This window comes from Mangrovibacterium sp., from assembly GCF_059905295.1.
The window spans coordinates 1-3,548 of record NZ_JBZQJF010000019.1; the positions used below are offsets into that span (position 1 = coordinate 1).

A 3,548-nucleotide genomic window follows, 5' to 3' on the forward strand; every position below is an offset into this window, starting at 1 on the left:
CTTGCCCCAAAGACGAAACAGAAAACGCAAGGCTGATTTTTATCTTCAGGTATCAGCTCCTGAAAGCTAAGTTCGTCCCGATAATCATCGGGATTTCACTAAGCTTCCGGTTCGCTTCCTACCCTCGATAAAAAGTAGGCCGAAAGCGCTTCGAGCAAGTTTCCATCTCCATTCGTTTGTCTTCAATTGTCTTCAACTGTTTTCTCTTGTTTTCCTCCACTTTCATTGCTGTGGGTGATTCACTGGGAATCATGAATATTTTTTGTTTTGGTTCAATTCATAAAGAAGTCATAACCTGAAATGCTTTCAATGCCCGAAAATTAATCTTACTTTTACAACTGTCTTATTTTTAGCAGGCTTAATGTAACTAACCCGCGTATTTCTAAATGCCAAATTAGCCGGATTTTGACTGTTCTAAACGCTTGGTGTGCCGTGTTTGGAGTAGAACAAGAATTGCTGACTTAAGATCAGTAAATAGAAGGAAGTAAAAAGATATGATTGAGAAGTATTTAAAACAAACAACTTTTAACGATTTTGAGGACTTTAAAGCGAACTACGAAATCGTTATTCCCGAAGATTTCAACTTTGCCTACGATGTCGTTGACGGATGGGCAGCCCAAGACCCTGATAAAAGAGCTTTAGTATGGACCAACGATCAGGGGGAGAGTCGTACTTATACCTTTGGTGAGCTCAAAGAGATTACCGATCGTACGGCAGGCTATTTTTCGTCGCTGGGAATTGGAAAAGGGGATATGGTTATGGCGATTTTAAAGCGTCGGGCCGAATTTTGGTTTACCATTATTGCATTGCACAAAATAGGTGCTGTTATTATACCAGCAACACACTTGTTAACTTCCAAAGACATTATTTACCGGACGAATGCAGCCTCGATCAAAGGCATTATTTGCGATGGGGATGCGTTGATTCTGGATCATGTGAATAAGGCGATGCCGCAGTCGCCAACTGTTGAACAGTTGATTTCGATTGGTCCCGATATCCCGGAAGGATGGGAAGATTTTCAATCCGGCATTAAAGATGCTCAGCCGTTTGAACGTCCGGCAGAACCAACAAAGAATGACGATCCGCTCATTGTTAGTTTTACATCGGGAACTACTGGTGATCCGAAGATGGTTGTGCTGGACAGTGTTTACCCCTTGGCCCATATTATTACAGCTAAATACTGGCAAAACCTGCATGAGGAAAGCCTCCATTTAACAATTGCCGATACAGGATGGCTGAAGGCTGTTTGGGGAAAACTTTACGGACAATGGCTGGTGGGAGCATCGGTGTTTGTTTACGATCATGAAAAATTTACCCCATCAGCAATCTTAGAGGTTCTTTCGAAGTACCGAGTTACATCGCTTTGTGCCCCGCCAACGATCTTTCGCTTTTTGATTCGCGAAGATCTGAGTAAGTACGATCTGTCGGCTTTGGAATGGTGTACTATTGCCGGTGAAGCTTTAAATCCGGAAGTGTACGATCAGTTCTACCGGATGACCGGAATCCGCCTGCGCGAAGGCTACGGCCAAAGTGAAACGACACTTACTGTATTTACATCTCCGTGGATTAATCCAAAACCGGGATCGATGGGATTACCTAACCCGCACTATCATATTGATTTGTTGACTGCGAATGGGGAGTCGGCCCAGGCCGGGGAGCAAGGTCAGATTGTTGTTCGTTATGACCAGGAGTATCCATCGGGCTTGTTTAAAGGGTATTACAGAAACCAAAAACTAACCGATGAGGCCATGAGTGAGGGCATTTATTATACGGGTGACCTGGCCTGGCGTGATGAAGATGGTTACTTCTGGTTCGTTGGAAGGGCTGATGATGTGATTAAAAGCTCGGGATATCGCATTGGACCATTCGAGGTGGAAAGTGCTTTGATGACTCACCCCGATGTCGTTGAGTGTGCCATTACCGGTGTTCCCGACGAAATACGCGGACAGGTTGTGAAAGCTACTGTGGTGTTGGCTGCCGATTGTAAGCACAAAGCCGGTGCTGAGTTAATACAGGAGTTGCAAGATCATGTGAAGGGGGTGACTGCTCCGTATAAATATCCGCGGGTCATTGAATTTGTAGAAGAATTACCGAAGACCATTAGTGGTAAAATTCGCCGGGTTGAAATTCGGGAAAACGATACGGTCTAATTATTTTTATTGTTAATATTGATCTGCCGTTTTGATTTTGAGCCGTTAAGCGGTGAAACACGATACCAGATCATGAATAAAAGACCAAGGATTACAATCAGGCTAAGCCGAACAGATTATTTCTTCGAAATTTTGGCTGCAATTGAAGTTGCGTGCCTGATTTTCTTAACACTCTTTTTTTATGGTGATTTACCGGACGAGATACCAATGCACTTTGATCTGAGCGGTCAGGTTGATGCGTATGGTTTGCGAAACAGCATTTGGTTGTTGCCGGGTATTGGACTGTTACTTTATGTTGGGTTGACGGTAGTTAGCAGGTTTCCGTATTTGTTTAATTATCCAACAAAGGTAACAACGGATAACGCCTTGAAATTATACACATGGGGAACACGAGTGATTCGATTTTTGAAAGTAGGGGTGCTTCTTCTTTTTATTTTCCTACTGTATAAAACCCTTGGTATTGCTTTGGGCTGGTAGCTTTGGATAAAACGGGTTTTAATTTTTTTGAAAGTCTATGTTACGAGGCTTAAGCGAATGGTCTTTCACTTCTGACTTGTATAAGAAAGGTTATTTTGTCCTATCGGACAGATTTTACTTTTTGGCTTGAACCCAAAAGTAAACAAAAAATTCAAGGCTGATTTTTATCTTCAGGTGTCAGCTCGTGAAAGCTAAGTGAAGCCGGGTGATCTCCTTCTGTCGTCGGAGCTTCCCGGCTTTACTAAGCTTTCATTTCGCTTTCAACCCTCGATAAAAAGTAGGCCGAAGTCGCTTCGAGATTACTTTCTCATTAATCCAGTAGTCTGTTAGGTTTTGGTTACTTTCATTGCTGTTGGTGATTCCAAAGAATCATGATAGTGTTTTCCCGGATCAATTTATGGTTTACCTTTGCGGTACTACCGGTCAATCATTCAGCAATTATGAGTTTAAAGCGTTTGCACTCGCGTATTCGTGGATCACAAAGTAGTTTCGATCAGCTGGCCAATGCTTTTGAAGCAGAGGGGCAGGCTGTGTCGCACGCTTTTGAGCCGGCTATTAACAAACCGGTAAGCGATTATGCTGATGTGATTGAGCGAATCCGAAAGACCGATTCCAAGTTGGGGCGTACCTTTGAACGCTTAAACCGGTACCAGCGGCATGCTGTTTTTTACCCGGCTCAACAGGCCATTTTATCGGCTATGGTGGGCAGCGGGAAAACCACGGTGTTGATTGCTAAACTGTTTTACCTGCATTTTATCGAGAAAGTACCCTTCGACCGGGTGGTGGTGCTCACCTTTACCAATAAGGCGGCGCGGGAAATTAAAGAGCGTATCGCGCTGTTTTTGGGGGAATCGAATCCGGCTATCAATGAGCAATTGCGCTACCTGGGGACTTTTCACGGGGTTGCTCGTCAGCTATTGC

3 protein-coding genes are annotated in these 3,548 nt (G+C 43.8%); all 3 read left to right on the forward strand.

Annotated features, from left to right (window positions below; all coding sequences use genetic code 11):
- The first annotated feature begins 494 nt into the window (after positions 1 to 494).
- Positions 495 to 2,150: an AMP-binding protein gene (locus AC37HE_RS00935; protein ID WP_500780893.1), complete on the forward strand. Its 1,656-nt coding sequence runs from the start codon at positions 495 to 497 to the stop codon at positions 2,148 to 2,150.
- Positions 2,151 to 2,222: 72 nt separating this feature from the next.
- On the forward strand, positions 2,223 to 2,627 hold the full coding sequence (locus AC37HE_RS00940) for a DUF1648 domain-containing protein (protein ID WP_500780894.1): 405 nt from the start codon (positions 2,223 to 2,225) through the stop codon (positions 2,625 to 2,627).
- Between the two features lie 371 nt (positions 2,628 to 2,998).
- On the forward strand, positions 2,999 to 3,548 hold a 550-nt coding region (locus AC37HE_RS00945), incomplete at its 3' end, for a UvrD-helicase domain-containing protein (RefSeq protein WP_500780895.1).

Coding starts and splice junctions, on each gene's coding strand:
- AC37HE_RS00935 (WP_500780893.1), top strand. CDS start 495: ATGATTGAGAAGTATTTAAAACAAACAACTTTTAACGATTTTGAGGAC.
- AC37HE_RS00940 (WP_500780894.1), top strand. CDS start 2,223: ATGAATAAAAGACCAAGGATTACAATCAGGCTAAGCCGAACAGATTAT.